This is a genomic window from Nocardia sp. NPDC050712 (genome assembly GCF_040654295.1).
In the GTDB taxonomy this organism is placed as follows: domain Bacteria; phylum Actinomycetota; class Actinomycetes; order Mycobacteriales; family Mycobacteriaceae; genus Nocardia.
On sequence record NZ_JBFAHT010000002.1, the window covers coordinates 1,194,706 to 1,211,593 of the forward strand.

18 protein-coding genes are annotated in these 16,888 nt (G+C 69.8%); 11 read left to right on the forward strand and 7 right to left on the reverse strand.

The genetic code is table 11. From position 1 onward, the window contains the following. Positions 1–31 precede the first annotated feature (31 nt). From AB0H76_RS16275 to AB0H76_RS16285, 3 genes are read left to right on the forward strand one after another with little or no spacing between them, the layout of a single operon-like run. Positions 32–838, forward strand: coding sequence for an enoyl-CoA hydratase (locus tag AB0H76_RS16275; RefSeq protein WP_357323660.1), 807 nt, complete (start codon positions 32–34; stop codon positions 836–838). Continuing rightward, positions 831–1,976 carry a thiolase family protein gene (locus AB0H76_RS16280; protein ID WP_357323663.1) on the forward strand — a complete coding sequence of 382 codons (1,146 nt, stop codon included), beginning with the start codon at positions 831–833 and terminating at the stop codon, positions 1,974–1,976. The genes AB0H76_RS16275 and AB0H76_RS16280 overlap by 8 nt, the downstream gene beginning before the upstream one ends. A 10-nt stretch (positions 1,977–1,986) precedes the next feature. Further along, on the forward strand, positions 1,987–3,135 hold the full coding sequence (locus AB0H76_RS16285) for an acyl-CoA dehydrogenase family protein (RefSeq protein ID WP_357323666.1): 1,149 nt from the start codon (positions 1,987–1,989) through the stop codon (positions 3,133–3,135). Between the two features lie 10 nt (positions 3,136–3,145). On the opposite strand, the gene AB0H76_RS16290 is transcribed toward AB0H76_RS16285, so the two are convergent. The 5 genes from AB0H76_RS16290 to AB0H76_RS16310 are packed head-to-tail and all read right to left on the reverse strand — an operon-like array spanning position 3,146 to position 6,859. Continuing rightward, entirely contained in the window at positions 3,146–3,940 is a 795-nt protein-coding gene (locus AB0H76_RS16290; RefSeq protein WP_357323669.1) for an NAD(P)-dependent oxidoreductase, read from the reverse strand. Positions 3,941–3,954: 14 nt separating this feature from the next. Further along, complete coding sequence (locus tag AB0H76_RS16295) at positions 3,955–4,773, reverse strand: NAD(P)-dependent oxidoreductase (RefSeq protein WP_357323672.1); 819 nt, start codon at positions 4,771–4,773, stop codon at positions 3,955–3,957. Beyond that, positions 4,773–5,336 (reverse strand): DoxX family protein, encoded by a 564-nt coding sequence (locus AB0H76_RS16300; RefSeq protein ID WP_357323674.1) that lies wholly within the window; start codon positions 5,334–5,336, stop codon positions 4,773–4,775. Before AB0H76_RS16300 ends, AB0H76_RS16295 begins: the two co-directional genes overlap by 1 nt. After that, positions 5,337–6,056, reverse strand: a complete 720-nt coding sequence (locus AB0H76_RS16305; protein ID WP_357323676.1) for an SDR family NAD(P)-dependent oxidoreductase — start codon at positions 6,054–6,056, stop codon at positions 5,337–5,339. Next, entirely contained in the window at positions 6,053–6,859 is an 807-nt protein-coding gene (locus tag AB0H76_RS16310) for a TauD/TfdA family dioxygenase (RefSeq protein ID WP_357323679.1), read from the reverse strand. Before AB0H76_RS16310 ends, AB0H76_RS16305 begins: the two co-directional genes overlap by 4 nt. 222 nt (positions 6,860–7,081) lie before the next feature. Between AB0H76_RS16310 and AB0H76_RS16315 the strand changes: the two genes are divergently transcribed. The 8 genes from AB0H76_RS16315 to mftC are packed head-to-tail and all read left to right on the forward strand — an operon-like array spanning position 7,082 to position 14,126. Then, on the forward strand, positions 7,082–8,587 hold the full coding sequence (locus tag AB0H76_RS16315) for an aldehyde dehydrogenase family protein (protein WP_357323682.1): 1,506 nt from the start codon (positions 7,082–7,084) through the stop codon (positions 8,585–8,587). Continuing rightward, entirely contained in the window at positions 8,584–9,789 is a 1,206-nt protein-coding gene (locus tag AB0H76_RS16320) for a CoA transferase (RefSeq protein WP_357323685.1), read from the forward strand. Before AB0H76_RS16315 ends, AB0H76_RS16320 begins: the two co-directional genes overlap by 4 nt. Before the next feature lie 34 nt (positions 9,790–9,823). Next, on the forward strand, positions 9,824–11,005 hold the full coding sequence (locus AB0H76_RS16325; protein WP_357323688.1) for an OB-fold domain-containing protein: 1,182 nt from the start codon (positions 9,824–9,826) through the stop codon (positions 11,003–11,005). Beyond that, on the forward strand, positions 11,002–12,162 hold the full coding sequence (locus tag AB0H76_RS16330; protein WP_357323691.1) for a beta-ketoacyl synthase N-terminal-like domain-containing protein: 1,161 nt from the start codon (positions 11,002–11,004) through the stop codon (positions 12,160–12,162). Before AB0H76_RS16325 ends, AB0H76_RS16330 begins: the two co-directional genes overlap by 4 nt. Beyond that, positions 12,159–12,524: a hypothetical protein gene (locus AB0H76_RS16335; RefSeq protein ID WP_357323694.1), complete on the forward strand. Its 366-nt coding sequence runs from the start codon at positions 12,159–12,161 to the stop codon at positions 12,522–12,524. The genes AB0H76_RS16330 and AB0H76_RS16335 overlap by 4 nt, the downstream gene beginning before the upstream one ends. 33 nt (positions 12,525–12,557) lie before the next feature. After that, the gene (mftA, locus tag AB0H76_RS16340; protein WP_357323697.1) at positions 12,558–12,653 is read left to right on the forward strand and encodes a mycofactocin precursor MftA; all 96 of its coding nucleotides are present in this window, start codon (positions 12,558–12,560) and stop codon (positions 12,651–12,653) included. Next, entirely contained in the window at positions 12,643–12,936 is a 294-nt protein-coding gene (gene mftB, locus AB0H76_RS16345; protein WP_357323700.1) for a mycofactocin biosynthesis chaperone MftB, read from the forward strand. The genes mftA and mftB overlap by 11 nt, the downstream gene beginning before the upstream one ends. Continuing rightward, positions 12,933–14,126: a mycofactocin radical SAM maturase gene (gene mftC / locus AB0H76_RS16350; protein ID WP_357323703.1), complete on the forward strand. Its 1,194-nt coding sequence runs from the start codon at positions 12,933–12,935 to the stop codon at positions 14,124–14,126. Before mftB ends, mftC begins: the two co-directional genes overlap by 4 nt. Here the strand turns inward: mftC and AB0H76_RS16355 are convergent. Beyond that, positions 14,112–15,419, reverse strand: a complete 1,308-nt coding sequence (locus AB0H76_RS16355) for an amidohydrolase family protein (protein ID WP_357323706.1) — start codon at positions 15,417–15,419, stop codon at positions 14,112–14,114. The two genes, mftC and AB0H76_RS16355, sit on opposite strands and share 15 nt — an antisense overlap. A gap of 80 nt (positions 15,420–15,499) precedes the next feature. Further along, positions 15,500–16,798 (reverse strand): CoA transferase, encoded by a 1,299-nt coding sequence (locus AB0H76_RS16360; protein WP_357323708.1) that lies wholly within the window; start codon positions 16,796–16,798, stop codon positions 15,500–15,502. Between the last annotated feature and the right edge of the window lie 90 nt (positions 16,799–16,888).

The window sequence follows — 16,888 nt, forward strand, 5'->3', positions numbered from 1 at the left end:
CCGCGAGGACACCCACCTGTGAGAAGAGATCATGACCACTGAACCCGACCTGCTCGTCACCGACCACGACGGCGTCCGCACGCTGACCCTCAATCGCCCACGCCGCAAGAACGCCGTGACCTGGGAGATGTGGGCGCGCCTCCGAGATGCCCTGATCGCCGCGGGCGACGACCCCGACGTTCGCGTCCTGGTACTCACCGGCGCGGGCGGGGCGTTCTGCTCGGGCGCGGATGTCTCGGTGCTGACCGCCGGTCACCCGGCACGCAAGATGCGCCTGCTGAGCCAGGTCGCCCTGCAACTGCAAGAACTCCCCATGCCCGCCATCGCGAAGGTGGACGGCGTCGCCGTCGGCGCGGGCTGGAACCTGACCCTGGGCTGCGATTTCGTCGTGGCCACCCCGGAATCCACCTTCGCGCAGATCTTCGCCCGCCGCGGTCTGTCGGTGGATCTGGGCGGCTCCTGGCTGCTCCCGCACCTGGTCGGCCCGCAACAGGCCAAACGGCTGGCACTGCTGGCCGAGACGATCGACGCGGCCCAGGCCCGGGAGCTGAACCTGGTCACCTGGGTGGTGCCGGGCGCCGAGATCGACGGTTTCGTCGACGATCTCGCCGCGCGCCTGGCCGCGGGCCCGCCCGTGGCGCTGGCGCAAACCAAAGCACTGCTCAACGAGGGCGCGAGCAGCGATCTGCGCACGGCGCTGGCCGCCGAGGCGCGGGCCCAGGGAATCAACTTCGCGACCACGGACGCGCCGGAAGCATTCTCGGCCTTCACCGAGAAGCGCGAGCCGCGCTTCACCGGTGGCTGGGCCATGGACGAACAGGAGAGAACACATGCGTGAGGTAGTCATTGCCGAGGCGGTCCGCACTCCCGTCGGTAAACGTAACGGCGGCCTGTCCGGGATGCACGCGGCGGACCTGTCCGCGGTAGTGCTCAACGCCCTCGTCGAACGTGCCGGCATCGATCCGGCGGTGATCGACGACGTGGTGTGGGGCTGCGTCTCTCAGGTCGGTGACCAATCCAGCAATATCGGCCGCTACGCCGTGCTGGCCGCGGGCTGGCCGGAGAGCATTCCGGGCACGACGGTCAACCGCGCGTGCGGATCCAGCCAGCAGGCCCTGGATTTCGCGGCCCAGGCGGTCATGTCCGGCCAGCAGGAGGTGGTGGTAGCCGGTGGCGTCGAGGTAATGAGCCGGGTGCCGCTGGGCGCCGCGAAAGCGGGTGGCAGCCCGTACGGCCCGAAAGCGCTCGCCCGATACGACGATTTCTCGTTCAACCAGGGCATTTCGGCCGAGCTGATCGCGCGCAAGTGGGGTTTTACGCGGACCCGGCTCGACGAGTTCGCGGCGCTCTCGCACGAGCGGGCCGCCGTCGCGCAGGACCGCGGCGCGTTCGACGCCCAAATCGTCTCCGTCGCTACTGATTCGGGCTCCATCACCGCGGATGAGGGCATCCGCCGCGGCACCACGGTCGAGAAGCTGGCGGGATTGAAGCCCGCCTTCCGAGACGACGGAACCATTCACGCGGGCAACTCCTCCCAGATCTCGGACGGCGCGGCAGCCCTGCTGATCACCACGCCGCAACGGGCTCGTGAGCTGGGTCTGCGGCCTCTGGTGCGCTATCGCGCGGGCGCGGTGGCGGGCTCGGATCCGGTCCTCATGCTCACCGGCCCGATACCGGCAACCGAGAAGGTGCTGCACAAGGCCGGAATCGACCTGGCCGAGGTCGGCGTCTTCGAGGTGAACGAGGCGTTCGCGCCGGTCCCGCTGGCCTGGCTCGCCGAGACCGGCGCGGATCCGGCCAAGTGCAATCCGCTGGGCGGGGCGATCGCCCTCGGGCATCCACTCGGCGGGTCCGGGGCGGTGCTGCTGACCCGCATGGTCAATCACATGCGCGACAACGGAATTCGCTACGGCCTGCAAACCATGTGCGAGGGCGGCGGGACCGCCAACGCCACCATCGTCGAGCTCGTGGCCTGAAGGAACCGGAATGCGCAGGGATATCTACACCCCGGACCACGAGGCGTTCCGGCAGCTGGCCCGCGAGTTCATCGACAAGGAAGTGGTGCCGAACTATCCGGCCTGGGAGAAGGCCGGGCAGATGCCGCGCGCGGTCTTCGAACAGCTCGGCGCGCTGGGGCTGCTCGGGACCGCGATCCCGGAGGAATTCGGGGGAGCGGGGCTGCCGGACTACCGCTACAACGCGGTGCTGCAAGAGGAGGCGCAACGGGCGCTGGTCACCTTGAGTACGGTGCGCACACAGGTCGACGTCATCCTCCCGTATTTCCTGGAATACGCGAATGCCGAACAGCGGCAACGCTGGTTCCCCGGCCTGGCCGCCGGCCGGCTGCTCACGGCTGTGGCCATGACCGAGCCCGGCACCGGCTCCGACCTGGCGGGCATGCGCAGCACCGCCGTCCGCGACGGCGCGGACTACGTACTCAACGGGTCGAAGACGTTCATCACCGGCGGCCTGCTCGCCGACCTGGTGGTCGTGGTCGCGCGCAGTGCCACCGATCCGGGTAACCGCCGCGCCGGACTGACCCTGCTCGTGGTCGAGGACGGCATGCCCGGGTTCGAGAAGGGCCGGGTGCTGGAGAAGATGGGCTGCAAGGTGCAGGACACCGTCGAGCTGTCCTTCGACAATGTGCGCGTGCCGGTCGCCAACCGACTGGGCGAGGAAGGCGCGGCCTTCGGCTATCTGGGCCACAACCTGCCCCAGGAACGGATGACGGTCGCCGTCGGTTCGGTGGCACAGGCCCGCGCCGCGCTGACCGCCACCATCGAATACGTCAAGGAGCGCAAGGCTTTCGGTACGCCGGTGGCCTCGTTCCAGAACACCAAATTCGAGCTGGCCGCGATGTCCACCGATATCGAGGCCGCCCAGGCCCTGGTCGACAACGCGGTGCTGGAGCTGGTGGCCGGCCGGCTCTCGGGCGCCGACGCCGCCCGCGTGAAACTCTTCTCGACCGAGGTCCAGGCCCGCGTGGTCGACCGCTGCCTGCAGTTGTTCGGCGGCTACGGCTACATGATGGAGTATCCCATCGCGCGCCTGTACACCGATGCGCGCGTGGCCCGGATCTATGCCGGGACAAGCGAAGTCATGAAGGTCATCATCGCGAAATCGCTGGGCGTCTGAGGCCGGCGCCTCATCGTCTCGCCGGTGGCTCGAAGGCACAGGCGTCGATGAGCGGGTCCAGCGTGCCGAGATCGGCGAACGCCGAGCGCACCGCCGCGACATCCTTGGTGAGGAAATCGCCGACGGCCGCGATGAATTCGCCGATCGAGCCGCGGGCCGCCGCACCGGCGAGGGCGCGGCCGCCCGCGCTGCCATGCGGTAGCGCCCGCAGCACCGTGGCCTCGTCGAGCCCGAATTGTTCCGCGAGCCGGACGATCTCGGCGACGACACCGAGTTGCGCCGCGAACGCGGCGTTGTTGAGCAGCTTCACCCGCTGACCGGCGCCGAGCGGACCGACGTGCAGAATCGGATCGGCGTAGCAGGACAGCGCCGGCTGAATCCGGCGCACGGCCGCGTCGGTGCCGCCGGTGAAGACGGTCAGCGTGCCCGCCGCGATATCGTGCGGCCCGCCGCTCACGGCGGCGTCGAGTACCTCGACGCCGTACCGCGCGGCGTGCTCGGCCACCGCGGTCATGGTGTCCGGGCGCGCGGTCGTGTGCACGACGAGTACGGATCCGGGCGGCATGGCCGAGAGCAGATCGCCGTCCAGGCACACCGACCGCACCTGCTCGTCGGTGAAGACGCACACCAGCACCGCGGCCGCGTCCGCGGCGGCCTCGGACGGCCGTGAAGTCACGCTCGCCCCGGCCGGTCCGGCAAGGGTGGCGGGATCGCGTGCCAGCACCCGAACCTCATGCCCTGCGGCAACCAGGCGTTGCACCATGGGCGCGCCCATTCGCCCGGCCCCGACGAATCCAACCCGCATCGGTTCTCCTCTCCTCAGGCGAGCAGCCGATCCATGACCGACAGGGTGTCGCGCGCGGCCTCGAAGACGATGCCGTCCCCGTCTCCGGCCCGCGCGGCCAGATCGCCGGCCAGATCGACGTCCTTGCGCAGCAGCCCGGCCGCATGCTTGGCGATGCTGTCCAGCCCGCCGCCCGCGACGACGCGGCCCAGCGCGAAACTGTTCGCGGTGCCCTGTGAGATGAGCTCACCCAGGCTTTTCGGATCCAGGCCGAGGCTCTCCCCGAGTCGGAGCGTGCTCACGGCAGTAGCGAGGTTGGCGGTGAAGAGCAGATTGTTGATGATCTTGGCGACCTGCCCGGTGCCGACGCCGCCGAGATGGACCACCAGCCGCGCGTAACTGTCGAACACCGGCCGGCAGCGCCGCACGACCGCGTCGTCGCCGCCGACCATGACCAGCAGGGTGCCCGCGGCGGCGGCCGGGCCACCGCCGCTGACGGGTGCGTCGAGCAGTGAAACCCCTTGGGCAGCAGCCGTTTCGGCAAGCTCGGCGCAGGTGTCCGGGTGGACGGTGCTGTGCACGGCGAGCACGCCACCGGGCCGGAGCCCGGCCAGGATCCCGTCCGGCCGGGTGAGGATCTCGCGCACATCGGCGTCGGAGACTACACACACGCAGACGAGATCGCTGGCGGCGGCGAGGTCGGCGGGGGAGTCCGCGACGGCCGCCCGGGTGTCGCGGAACGGTTCCAGCGCCTCGGCCCGCCGGGCCCACAGGGTCGTGGGGTGACCCGCCTCGGCGATCCGGCGCGCCATCGGCCCGCCCTGGATGCCGAGCCCGATGAATCCGACCCGCATCAATACTCCTCCGTGATCGTCTCGATTTGTGGCGCAGCGGATTCCGTAGGTGTGCCCTGCGCGCACTCTGGCGCCTCGACCTCGGGCCGCCAGCACACGGCCAGCAGGACCGCCGTCGCGGCGCTACCGAGGCCGAGCGCGATCGCGCCGCCACCCCACCCGGTGATCTCGATACCGGCGAGATGGTCGAGCGACCAGCGCCCCGGCCCGAGCAGGCCGAGGGCGAGCGCGGCCGTCGCCAGCACCAGGACGTATTCGTAACCCTCACGGAAGACGAAGAAACCGTTGGCCCGATGCGCGAGCAGCCCGGCGACCAGCATCACCGAGACCACCGCCGCGCACGCCAGCGGCGTCAGCAGCCCGAGCGCGAGCAGCGCGCCCGCGCCGATCTCGGTGATCACGCTGAACCAGGCCTGCGCGGTCGGGTAGCGCAGCCCGAGTCCGCCGAACCAGCGAGCGGTACCGGCGATCCGGCCGCCGCCCACCCAGTGGTTGACGCCGTGCGCGACCATCGTGGCGCCCACTACCAGCCGCACCAGCAGCAGCGCGAGATCCGCCGCCATCTAGGTGTTCCGTCCGCCGTTGACCCCGAGGATCTGCCCGGTGATGTACCCGGCCTCCTCGGAGATCAAGAAGGCGCAGGCCGCGGCGATGTCCTCGGGCCGGCCGACCCGGCGCACGGGGGTGCGCTTGATGTGGTCCTGCACGCTCCCGCCGAGTAACCGCTTTTCTTCGGCCCCGCGCAACATCGGGGTGTCGATGAAGCCCGGCGGTACCGCGTTGACGGTGATGCCGGAGGGCCCGAGTTCCAGCGCGAGCGCTTTGGTCAGGCCGTTGACCGCCGATTTGGCCGCGACGTAGTGCGCCATGAACGGCTGCCCCGAATGCGCGCTGGAGGAGGAGATGTTGACGATCCGGCCCCAGCCGGTATCCAGCATGTCCGGCAGCACAGCCTGGACGCAGTGGAAGACGCCGTGCAGGTTCACCGCGATGATCCGCTGCCACTCCTCGAAGGACAGATCGGCGAAACGCTTGAACCCCTCCATGCCCGCCGCGTTGACCAGAACCGTTACCGGCCCCAGCTTTTCGCGGATGGCGGTGTGCGCGTCGAATACCTCGGCCGGATCGGTGACGTCGGCGGTGAACGCCAGATCGTCGTCGTGTGATCTGCGCAGATCCAGTGTGGCCACCGAATAGCCGTCGGCGCGTAGCCGTTTCGCGACGGCCAGGCCGATACCCGACGCGCCGCCGGTGACGACCGCGGTCTTGGACGGCGCCGTCACGCCCAGGCCTCTTCGCCGGCGATGGTGGTGCGGTGCATGGTGCGCCGCGAGGCCGGGTCGTAGGGCAGTGCGCGGTGCAACATGCCGGTGTTGTCCCAGACCACCACATCGTCGACGGCCCACTCGTGGGTGTAGCGGAACCGTTCCTGCGCGGTCCACTCCAGCAGTTCGTCCAGCAGGGCCCGGCTTTCGGCGGCATCCATGCCGACGATGTGGTCGGCGGTCGCGCCGATGACCAGGGAGCGGCGGCCGTCGCGGCGCTGCCAGACCAGGGAGGTCTCGTGGCTGCGCAGCCGTCGCCAGGCCGCGAGTTCCGCCTCGGCGGGGTTCGGGTGGGTAAGCCGTTGCGCCGCTTCGAAACTGTGCACGACGCGCAGTTGTTCGTAGCGCTTCTGTTCCTGTTCGGGCAGGGCCTCGTAGGCGGCGTAGGTACTGGCGAAGTCGGTGCCGCCGCCGCTCATGGCCACGTGCCGGGCGGTGAGCATGGTCGCCTTGGCGGGCACCTCGTTGGTGGTGTCGTCGATATGCCAGTGGAACGTGCTCTTCAGGTATTCGGCCGAGGGCTGCACGGCGGGGTCGAGGGAGATCTTGAAGATCTCCTTTCCGGCCGGGGCGAGGACCGCGCCCAGGCGCCGGCTGAAAGCCAACTGCGCCTCGTCGTCCAGGTGCAGGCCCCGGATCAGCAGGACGCCCCGCCAGGTCAAGGCCTCCAGACAGCGGCTGACCACGGTTTCGTCGAGCAGGTCCTCGACACCGGTGACCTCGACTCCCAGGGCTGGACTGAGCGCTCTCGTCTGAATCACAAGAATCTCCCTTCTTTATTTGGAGAACGCTACTCTCGCAAACTTCCTTCCGGCAAGTCCACGGTCTTTTGCCGGACATCGGCTGGTCGCGGTGCGTGGTCCTGATGATCGATCGACTGTGATGGGGGTTACGAAAGTTTGGCCTTCAGGCTAGATTCAGCCAAAGCGATCGCAAGGTTCTCCATCTATGAGAATCTAGTTTTCACAAATTGAGGAGGCGGGATGCACACTCAGGACCAGGCGCCGTCGGGTACGGGCGCCGGGCACGAGAACGGGGAGTCAGGCGAATTGGGCCGCCGGCTGCTCATCGACGGGCAGCTGGTGGCGCCGGAGCGCACCTTCGCCTCGCTCAACCCCGCCACCGGTGCGGTACTCGGCCAGGCGCCCGACGCCACGGTGGCCGATGCCGAAGCCGCCATCGCCGCCGCCCGGCGGGCCTTCGACAGCACCGACTGGGCCACCAACACCGAACTGCGCGTGCGCTGCCTGGAACAGCTGCATCAGGCGCTGCTCGACCACCGGGAAGAACTGCGGGAGTTGACGATCGCGGAGGTCGGCGCGACCCGCACGCTCACCCTCGGCAATCAGCTCGACATCCCGATCGGCCTGGTGCGTTACTACGCCGACCTGCTGAAGAGTCATCCGCTGACCGAGGAGCTGCCCGAGATCGAGGCCCGGGGGCAACGGCATCGGCGCTGGGTGGAGAAGGAAGCCGCCGGTGTCGTCGCGGCGATCGTGGCCTACAACTATCCGAATCAGCTGGCGCTGGCCAAGCTCGCGCCCGCGCTGGCCGCGGGTTGCACCGTCGTGCTCAAGGGCGCGCCGGACACGCCACTGATCACCCAGGCGCTGGGCGAGCTGATCGCGCGCTACACCGACGTTCCGGCCGGGGTCGTGAATGTTATTGCCTCCTCGGAGGTTTCGGTCGGCGAGGTGATGACCACCCATCCCGATGTGGACATGGTGACCTTCACCGGGTCCACCGCCGTGGGCCGGCGCATCATGGCTGCGGCCGGCGACAGCCTCAAGCGCGTGTTCCTGGAACTGGGCGGCAAATCCGCCATGATCGTGCTCGACGACGCCGACTTCGACCTGACCGCGCTGTTCGCGGCCTTCAGCGTGGTCACCCATGCCGGGCAGGGCTGTGCCCTGACCACGCGACTGCTGGTCCCGCGTGCGCGGCACGAGGAGGTGGTCGAAAAGGTGGCGGCGAACTTCGGACACGTTCGCTACGGCGATCCGGGTGATCCGAAAACCTATATGGGACCGCTGATCAGCGCCCGGCAGCGGGACAAGGTCGACGCCATGGTGCAGCGTGCGGTGGCCGCCGGTGCGACGTTGGTGACCGGCGGCACCAAGGTCGATCCGGGCTTCTTCTACACCCCCACGCTGCTGGCCGGAGTCGACCCCGACAGCGAGATCGCGCAGGAGGAGGTCTTCGGGCCGGTGCTGGTGGTGATCCCGTACGAGGACGACGACGATGCCGTGCGCATCGCCAACAACTCCATCTACGGGCTGTCCGGCGGGGTGTTCAGCGCGAGTGACGAACGCGCGCTGGCCGTCGCCCGCCGCATCCGCACCGGCACGATGAGCATCAACGGCGGCAACTACTTCGCCGCGGACGCGCCCTTCGGCGGGTACAAGCAGTCCGGCATCGGCCGTGAGTCCGGCGTCGCGGGGCTCGAGGAGTTCCTGGAGCGCAAGACCTACGCGGCGGTGATCCGATGAAGCCGCTGGAAGGCTTCCGGGTGCTCGAAGTCGCGATGTACGGATTCGTCCCCTCGGCGGGCGCGGTGCTCGCCGAATGGGGTGCGGAGGTGATCAAGATCGAGCACGCGGTGACGGGCGACCCGCAGCGCGGGCTGCGCCGCACCGGCGCGTTCGAGGTGCGGGGCGACCCGAATCCGAACTGGGAGCACGCCAACCGCGGCAAACGCAGCGTCGGGCTCGATATGTCCACTCCCGAGGGGCGGGAAGTCCTCTACGCGCTCGCTCAGCGCTCGGATGTGTTCCTGACCAGCTTCCTGCCTGATCACCGGCGCAAGTTCCGCATCGATGTGGACGAGATCCGCGCGGTGAACCCGCGAATCGTCTACGCGCGCGGCAGTGCGCTGGGGCCGCGGGGCGAGGAGTCCGGCAAGGGCGGCTACGACATGACCGCGTTCTGGGCGCGCGGCGGAATCGCCGCCAGCCTCACCCCGGCCGGTGTGGCCGGGATGGTGCCACCGCCCGGCCCGGCCTTCGGCGACACCATTTCCGGAACCAATCTCGCCGGCGGGATCGCGGCGGCCCTGCTCAAGCGGGAGCGCACCGGCGAACCGTCGGTCGTGGACGTCTCGCTGCTGGGCAGCGGTGTGTGGGCGATGGGGCACGGGGTCGCGCTCTCGGTGCATCTGGACAAGCCGATGGTGGCGCCGCCGCTGGGCGCGCACGGGTCACCGACCAATCCGCTCTCGGGGCTGTACGCCACCGCGGACGGCCGCTATCTCTCCTTCGTCATGATGCAACCGGCCAAATTCTGGCCGGACGTGTGCAAGCACATCGACCGCCCGGAACTCGCGCACGACCCGCGCTTCGAGACCGGCGCGCAGCTGGCCGCCAATACCGCTGCGGCCGTGGCGATCCTGCAAGAGGCGATCGCCACCCGCACCCTGGCCGAATGGTCCGAACGGTTCGCCACCCTGGCGGGACCGTGGGCGCCGGTGCAGGATTCGCGCCAGGTCGCCGACGACGCGCAAGTGCGCGCGAACGAATATCTGGTCCGCGCGGGCGAACTCGACCTGGTCGCCAACCCGGTGCAGTTCGACCTCACCGCCCCCGACACCGGCCCGGCCCCCGGCTTCGCGGCCCAGACCGAGGACGTGCTGCTCGAACTGGGCCTGGACTGGGATCGCATCATCGCGCTGAAGACCGCCGGCGCGGTCACCTAGGAGCGCCGGCGTTGGAGAAGAGTGGGAGAGTTCGATGCCGCACATCGCCGCGATAGGAACGTATCTGCCGTGCTGGGGCGCGGCCGGGCACCGGGTGCCCGGTGACGACGAGGACGCGGTGACGCTGGCCGTGGAGGCCGGGCGGGCCGTGCTCGAGGCCGGTGCCGGTGCGGCACACGTGGTGATCCTGGTGAGCCGGGACCTGCCGCTGCTGGAGGGCGGCAACGCCGCGGCACTGCTGGCGGGGCTGGGCCTGGATCCGGAGCTCGAGGTCGTCGAGCGGCTGGGCGGTGCGCCCGCCGCGCTGGACGCGGTCAGTTCGGCGCGGCCGCGCACGCTGGTCATCGGCGTCGACCTGGCGCCCGCCGGGGCCGTGGCGGTGCTGACCGCCGATCGCGGCCTGGAAGTGCGTACGGCGGCGCGGATCTCGCGCAGCCTGCCGGTGCGCACCCGCACCGCGGCCGGCGAGGTGCACGACTACGGTGATCCCCGGCTGCTGCACGCCCGCGGACTGCTGGCCGCGTTCGAGGCCACCTGGCTGGACGTGCCCGTGGCGGTAGCGGGTGTCGAGCACGAGCGTGCGGTCGCACTGTGCGCCGGAAATCCGGTGCCGCTGCCCACTTTCGGTGCCAGCTCAGGTCTGTTCGCGCTCGCGGCGCTGGCCGAGGCGGGCGAGACGGGCCCCCTGGTCGGGGTGGAGCAGGGGAGCCTGTTCGGGATCGCGGTCGCGAGTGGCAGTGCGCGGGTCCATCGGCGCGAACCGGTCGCCCGGCCCAAACCCGAGGGCGTGTTGCGTCCCGGCGCCGAGCTGCTCATCTCGCTGGCCGCCTACGAGCGGGCCTTCGAGGCCAAGGTGCGCTGGGTCGCCGGACAACATCCCGGCGGAACGGAATTGGATTTTCCGCCGCGCTACCGGGTGGGCGACGACGGCACCCTCAGCACCCATTACAGCCTGGTGCCCCTGCCGCGCACGGGCACCGTGTACACCGAGGTCACCGTGCACGTTCCGGTGCCCGGCCTCAAGACGCCCTACTCGCTGGTCATCGTGGAACTCGACGAGGTCGGGGTGCGGGCGCTGGCGAAGGTGACCGGCACCGAACCGGGCACCGTCGACATCGGCGATCGGGGCCGGATGACGCTGCGGCGGGTGGCGGTGCGCTCGGGCGTGCCCGACTACGGCTATGCCTTCGAGCCGGACAAGGAAGTCACAGTATGAAAAGGGTTGCCATCGTCGGCGCGGGGATGACGCCCTTCGCCGAGCATTTCGCACTGGGCATCAAGGATTTGCTGCCGATGGCGTTCGCCGAGTGCGCCGCCACCGTCGACAAGGGCTTGGCCAAGGCCGATATCGAGGCGGCCTGGTTCGGTGAGTGCGGCACCGCGGACGGGTTCCCGTCCGGCATCCTGGCCGACACCCTCGGGCTTGCCGACATCCCGGTGTCGCGCATCGAAAACGCCTGCGCCACCGGTCATGACGCGCTGCGCAACGCGCTGTTCGGCATCGCCTCCGGGGCCTGCGACGTGGCCTTGGTGCTGGGCGCGGACAAGCTGCGCGAGTCGGCCTCCAAGGACATGCTGTGGGGCTGGGAGGCGATGTCGCGCGACAACGCCTGGGACTACCCGCTCGGGTTGGTCTCACCGGCCGAGTTCGCGATGCACGTCACCCGATACCTGCACGAGTCGCCCGCCACCCGGGAGCATCTCGCGATGGTCGCGGTCAAGAACCATCGGTTCGGCTCCCGTAACCGCAAGGCGCGCTTGCAGTTCGAGATCACCATGGAGCAGGCGCTCGCCGCGCCGACCGTGGTGACGCCGTTCGGGGTCTACGACTGCGCTCCGCAGAGCGACGGCGCGGCGGCCCTGATACTGGCGGCGGAGGATGTGGTGGACCGCTATACCGATCATCCGGTGTGGGTGCGCGGGGTGGGGCTGGGCCTGGATTCGGTGATGCACCAGCACAAGCGGGACATGACCACCTTCCCGGCCAGCGTGCGGGCCGCCCGGCGGGCCTTCGCCATGGCCGGCCTGACCCCGTCCGACGTAGATGTCGCCGAGGTGCACGACTTCTTCACCGGCGTCGAATTGATCAGCTGCGAGGACCTCGGCTTCGCCGAACGGTTCGAGGCGTACAAGCTCGTCGAATCCGGTGCCACCGGTCCGGGCGGAACGCTGCCGGTCAACACCAGCGGTGGTCTCAAATCCAAGGGACACCCGCCCGGCGCGACCGGCGTCGCCCAGTGCGTCGAGTTGTTCGAACAGCTGCGGGGGAGCGCCGTCAACCAGGTGGACGGCGCGCGCATCGGACTGGCGCACACCGTCGGTGGGCCGACGGCCGTCGCCGCCGTGACCCTGCTCGAGGGGCCGGGGCGATGAGCGAGGTGGTCGCCCTGGTTTGTGGGAGCGCCGCACGCCGCAGAGCGGTGCTGGAACGGTCGGTCTGGCATGCGGGACCGGGCGGTGTGGTCCATGTCGTCTGCGACGGGTCGCTGGCGGTGAAGCTGTCGGGCGCGTTCGCGCTCTACGGCCTCGCCCTCGATGCCGACCTGCTGGAACGCTCGAATTTCGTCCGGACCGCGGACACCCTCGCGCCCTACGACTGCGGGTGGACCTGGTCGCACTCGGTGCTGGGCGCGCGCGCCGAGGCGTTCGCCCTGGCGACGCGGCTCGGCACGGTGCTCGTGCTGCCCGCCCGCCCCGCGCTGCGGATGCACCGGAGCGCCGTCGTCACGGTGTGAACTTCGCACCGGAACTGAGAAACAGGAGATGGTATGAGCAGCAACACTTTCGACGGCGAAGATACTTCGCTGGTCGAGGAGACCCTGGTGGAAGAGGTTTCGATCGACGGAATGTGCGGTGTCTACTGATCCGCGGCGGACCTTCGAACTGGACGTCGCCTGGGAACTCTCCGAGCAGGTCTCGGTCCGGCCGGAACGGTTCGGCGCACTGCTGTACCACTTCGGCACCCGGCGGCTGTCGTTTCTGAAGAGCCCCGTGCTGTTCCAGGTGGTCCGGACGCTGGGCGAGACGGCCTCAGCGCGGCAGGCGTGCGCGCTCGCCGGGGTGACCGCCGCCGATCTGCCCGCCTATCGCAACGCCCTGGCCGGACTGGCCGCCACCGAGATGATCCGGAAGCAGGATGTCGCATGACGGTCACACCGCTGCCACTGGTCGAGCAGTTCCAATCCGGCCTGGACGCACCCATCTGCCTGACCTGGGAACTGACCTACGCCTGCAATCTGGCCTGCGTGCACTGCCTGTCGAGCTCGGGGCGGCGGGATCCGCGGGAGCTGAGCACGGCCGAATGCCTGGCGCTGATCGACGAATTCGAACGGATGCGGGTGTTCTATGTGAACATCGGCGGCGGCGAGCCTACGGTGCGCCCGGACTTCTGGGAGATCCTCGACTACGCGACCGAACACCACGTCGGCGTCAAATTCTCCACCAACGGCGTGCGAATCAACCCCGCGGCGGCGGCCCGCATCGCTGCCAACAGCTATGTGGACGTGCAGATTTCCCTCGACGGCGCCTCCGAGGCCGTCAATGACGCTGTCCGCGGCAAAGGCTCGTACGCCACCGCGATCCGGGCCATGGAGCTACTGGCCTCCGCCGGCGCCGACGGCTTCAAGCTCTCGGTCGTGATGACCCGCCACAATGTGCACCAGCTCGACGGCCTCCTGGCCATCGCCGACCTGTTCGACGCCCAGTTGCGGCTCACCCGCTTGCGGCCCTCCGGTCGCGGCGCGGACAGCTGGGACGACCTGCACCTGCGGCCGGAACAGCAACGGACGCTGTACGACTGGCTGCTCGACCACGGCGACCAGGTGCTGACCGGCGACTCGTTCTTCCACCTCGCCGCCTACGGACAGGCCTTGCCGGGCCTGAACCTGTGCGGTGCCGGTCGCGTGGTCTGCCTGGTCGACCCGATCGGCGACGTCTACGCCTGCCCCTTCGCCATCCACGACCAGTTCAAGGCCGGAAACATCCGCTCCGCGGGCGGTTTCACCCGAATCTGGCGCGAATCCGAGCGCTTCACCGACCTCCGCCGCCCCCAGACCGGTGGCGCCTGCACCTCCTGCTCGGCCTTCGACAGCTGCCGCGGCGGGTGCATGGCAGCGAAATTCTTCACCGGGCTGCCGTTGGACGGACCGGACCCGGAATGCGTCCGCGGACACGGGGAGTCGGCCTTGCTCGCCGCCGATCGCATCAGCGCGCCACGCCCCTCACAGGATCACTCGAGGAGGGGGAGCGTGGCGATCGGGATGCCGGGAATCCCGGCGCGAGCCTGCGACGAAAGCCCACTGGCGGGGTTCGGGGGCCCCGGATCACCGCTCGGCTAGATACGTCGGGTGCCCGGCCACGATGGTGGCGGTGACGCACCCGCCGCCGGCGGCCGGATGGGCGGTGATGTCCTCCGGAGTGGCGGACAGCAAAGTGAGATCGGCAGCCGCGCCCGGTGCCACCGTCCGCGGGACCGCGGGTTGCTCGGCTCGGCCGAAGAAAAGTGGCAGCGCGTGAAGCAACGGAACTGCCTCCACAGCAGACGCATTCGGCTCGCGCGTGGTGGCGGCTGCTATAACTCGCCACGGGTCGGCCCCGCCGAACGGCGCGTCCGTCCCGGCCGCGACCGCGACTCCGGCGTCCAGCAGCGTCCCCAGTCGCCACAGGTCTGCCTGATCCTCGTCCGGCACCTCGCGTGCGTACTGGGCCGCGCGTTCGACGGGGAAGTGTGGCTGTGTCACCACGGTCAGCGCCAACGCTCGCAGGTGGTCCAGCACCGAATCCGGGACGATCGCGCCGTGCTCGATTCGGTCACCCCGGCGCGCGCCCGCGCTGTCGAGTGCCGCGAGGGTGAGGATCAGTTGCACGCGGGTCACGCAGTGCACGGCGACCGGGCGGCCCGCGGCATGCGCCGCGCGGAGGACGCCGGCGAGATCATCGAATCTCGGAAGGGTGGCGTCGTCCAGCAGGATCTTGGTGGGCCCGAGCGTGAAACGCTCGATCTGTGGATCGCTGATCGACGGGGGAGCCATGCAGTGCAGCCGCTGTGTGATCCGGCCATCGGCCACCGCCGCCGCCAGTCCCGACACCTCGTGCTGTGCCAGCCCCGGTGTGGCATCGGTGAATCCGGTGATCCCGCACTGTGCGGCCCGGCTGCTGAGCGCGGCGAGATCCAGAGGCACCGTCGGGATTCGCACGCCCAGCCAGGAATCCATGCGCCACAACCGGCCGGTTACCTGCCCGGCCGCATCACGTTCGACGCCGGGGGCCGCGCACCCAGGGAGATCGATCGCGGCAGCGGCGGCTGAATTCAGCATCCACAGCGCCCCGCTGCGATGCTGTATCCGGAGCGGGCGATCGGGCAGGGCGCGGTCGAGCACTGACCGATCCAGAGCCCCAGCGGCCGACTCGTGATACCCGATGCCCCGAATCCACTGCCCGGCAGGAAGTTCCGCGTCCAGACGGCGGAGCTCGCCGGTCAGACCGTCTAGACCGGAGATCCGCTCCGGGCCCAGGTCGGCCGAATCGGCGCATGCGGCGAGGGCCCGCAGATGGATGTGGTGGTCGTGCAATCCAGGCAGCAACCATCCGCCGCGCGCGTCGATATCGTCCTCGCCGGGCAACGGACGCAAGGCTGTTCCGCATTCGACTATCCGCCCCCCGGCCGAACGGACATCGGTATGTCGGCTGCCGAAGATCCGGGCCCGCCGGATCAGCATCGAATACCGCTCGGCGGCAAGGGATACCGGTCCGGGATCGGCGGCGGAAGGACACGCTGGGTGAGTCCGTGGGCAGCGCAGTCCACGACCCATTCCTTGCCGTCCGGCACGACCCGATGCGGCCCGTGAGCGACCTCCGGCGCCGCCGCGAACGCCGCCGCGGTAGCGCGCATAGACAGATCGATCAACACGCCCCCACCCGCGCGCACCGCGGTCGCGACTGCGAGCGCCGCACAGATCCCGGACAGCGGATCAGCGATCGCATCGCCGCAGAACACCGGCTCGTCACCGCACCAGCCGACCAGACCGCCCGCCGCCGCGGCGTCGTCACCGAAGGCGACCCGCATCGGTTCGCCCCGGCCGTACCCCGTCAGACTCAGCCACACCCGCCCGGGCCGATGCGCCACGTCCGCCGGCGCGAGCCCGAGCTGCGCCAGCGCTCGCGGCCGGGACGCCTCGATCACCACATCCGCCGCCGCAATCAACGCCGCCAATTCCGCACGCCCAGCGGCACTTCGGAAATCAACGCACCGGAACTCGTGCCCGTCGTGCAGCCACCGGTACAACTCCGGATTCCCGGCCCGGAACGCGTCCGGCCGATGCACACTCTCCACCTTCACCACCCGGGCACCCGCCGACCCGAGCAATCGCGCACACAACGGCCCCGCCCACAACGCCGAGAGATCGACCACGAGGCAACCCCGCAGGCTGGCAGCGGGATCCACCGCGGCAATGCGAGAAGTCCGCCACGGAACCTCGATGTGCGGCCCGAGCGGCATATCCGCTCGCAGTGCCGACGAACACTCGGCGCCGGGCGCCACAGCGGCCCGGAACCGTGGCCGCGACGGAACTGACGATCTCGGCGGCACGACCGCGGCTGGTACGCCGAGCAATTGAGCACGGTCGACCAAATCCTTCGCCGACCACAGGCGGGCCGCTGTGGCGAGCGCGGTCCAGGCATCCGACTTCGGCGCCGCACCGAGTATCGCCGGAATCGCCGCGTGATCGTCGGGCCGGGACAGGGTCACCGCGCACCAGCCGTCGGCCGTCCGGAGGATTCTGCTCGTGCCCCCGACGGACTGCCTGCCGTCGCGTCCGCGCCCGGACCAACCGGCGCGCCCGAAAACTGTTGCCGCCGGGTCGATCACCACTTCGTTGCCCGCCTGTCCGGTCACCTCGGACAGTGCGCGCGACGCCGCACCCAGTAACTCGAAGGCGGGTGCGGGTGACAAGGCCGGTGCCTTGTCGCGGTGGCCGGTAAGCGCCATGCCGCCCGATGCCGCCCAGCTCATGACGGGGCAGCCTCGAGAGTCACTCGACGCCGGCGCGGGATCAGATCGCGGTGCCGGATCCTCGGCGGCAGGGTCGGTCTGCGCTGGATG

Bases quoted from the DNA above. Each gene is read 5' to 3' on its own strand.
- AB0H76_RS16320 (WP_357323685.1), top strand. From the start codon at position 8,584: ATGAAGCCGCTGGAAGGCTTCCGGGTGCTCGAAGTCGCGATGTACGGA.
- mftA (WP_357323697.1), top strand. From the start codon at position 12,558: ATGAGCAGCAACACTTTCGACGGCGAAGATACTTCGCTGGTCGAGGAG.
- AB0H76_RS16290 (WP_357323669.1), bottom strand. From the start codon at position 3,940: ATGCGGGTTGGATTCGTCGGGGCCGGGCGAATGGGCGCGCCCATGGTG.
- AB0H76_RS16335 (WP_357323694.1), top strand. From the start codon at position 12,159: ATGAGCGAGGTGGTCGCCCTGGTTTGTGGGAGCGCCGCACGCCGCAGA.
- AB0H76_RS16360 (WP_357323708.1), bottom strand. From the start codon at position 16,798: ATGAGCTGGGCGGCATCGGGCGGCATGGCGCTTACCGGCCACCGCGAC.
- AB0H76_RS16330 (WP_357323691.1), top strand. From the start codon at position 11,002: ATGAAAAGGGTTGCCATCGTCGGCGCGGGGATGACGCCCTTCGCCGAG.
- AB0H76_RS16280 (WP_357323663.1), top strand. From the start codon at position 831: ATGCGTGAGGTAGTCATTGCCGAGGCGGTCCGCACTCCCGTCGGTAAA.
- AB0H76_RS16295 (WP_357323672.1), bottom strand. From the start codon at position 4,773: ATGCGGGTCGGATTCATCGGGCTCGGCATCCAGGGCGGGCCGATGGCG.
- mftC (WP_357323703.1), top strand. From the start codon at position 12,933: ATGACGGTCACACCGCTGCCACTGGTCGAGCAGTTCCAATCCGGCCTG.
- AB0H76_RS16300 (WP_357323674.1), bottom strand. From the start codon at position 5,336: ATGGCGGCGGATCTCGCGCTGCTGCTGGTGCGGCTGGTAGTGGGCGCC.
- AB0H76_RS16285 (WP_357323666.1), top strand. From the start codon at position 1,987: ATGCGCAGGGATATCTACACCCCGGACCACGAGGCGTTCCGGCAGCTG.
- AB0H76_RS16275 (WP_357323660.1), top strand. From the start codon at position 32: ATGACCACTGAACCCGACCTGCTCGTCACCGACCACGACGGCGTCCGC.
- AB0H76_RS16325 (WP_357323688.1), top strand. From the start codon at position 9,824: ATGCCGCACATCGCCGCGATAGGAACGTATCTGCCGTGCTGGGGCGCG.
- AB0H76_RS16315 (WP_357323682.1), top strand. From the start codon at position 7,082: ATGCACACTCAGGACCAGGCGCCGTCGGGTACGGGCGCCGGGCACGAG.